A 488-nucleotide genomic window follows, 5' to 3' on the forward strand; every position below is an offset into this window, starting at 1 on the left:
TCAAAAGTCCGGTGGCGATAGCGAAGAGGTCACACCCGTTCCCATGCCGAACACGGTCGTTAAGCTCTTCAGCGCCGATGGTAGTTGGGGGCTTCCCCCTGTGAGAGTAGGACGTTGCCGGGCGATATAAATATTGGAGGATTAGCTCAGCTGGGAGAGCACCTGCCTTACAAGCAGGGGGTCGGCGGTTCGATCCCGTCATCCTCCACCATCTTAGTTTAAGGTGGGCAAGTTTGAAGTAGAGACACAGTCTCAACATAAAATAAGAGACATTTCTACATGCCGGTCTAGCTCAATTGGTAGAGCAACTGACTTGTAATCAGTAGGTTGGGGGTTCAAGTCCTCTGGCCGGCACTGTTTGAGAGCCATTAGCTCAGTTGGTAGAGCATCTGACTTTTAATCAGAGGGTCGAAGGTTCGAGTCCTTCATGGCTCACCATTTTGTAATATGCGGGTGTGGCGGAATTGGCAGACGCGCTAGACTTAGGA

Annotated in this window: 3 tRNA genes and 1 rRNA gene; all 4 read left to right on the forward strand. The window is 51.2% G+C overall.

Annotated features, from left to right (window positions below):
• Window positions 1-7 precede the first annotated feature (7 nt).
• The 4 genes from rrf to M3202_RS22060 all read left to right on the forward strand — a co-directional run bounded on the left by rrf (window position 8) and on the right by M3202_RS22060 (window position 438).
• Window positions 8-123 (forward strand): 5S ribosomal RNA (rrf, locus tag M3202_RS22045).
• 12 nt (window positions 124-135) lie between these two features.
• Window positions 136-211, forward strand: a tRNA-Val gene (locus tag M3202_RS22050).
• A gap of 70 nt (window positions 212-281) precedes the next feature.
• A tRNA-Thr gene (locus M3202_RS22055) sits at window positions 282-354 on the forward strand.
• Window positions 355-362: 8 nt separating this feature from the next.
• Window positions 363-438 (forward strand) — tRNA-Lys (locus tag M3202_RS22060).
• The last annotated feature ends 50 nt before the right edge of the window (window positions 439-488 follow it).

Origin of the sequence: Halalkalibacter oceani (genome assembly GCF_023715605.1) — a bacterium.
GTDB lineage: Bacteria > Bacillota > Bacilli > Bacillales > Bacillaceae_D > Halalkalibacter > Halalkalibacter oceani.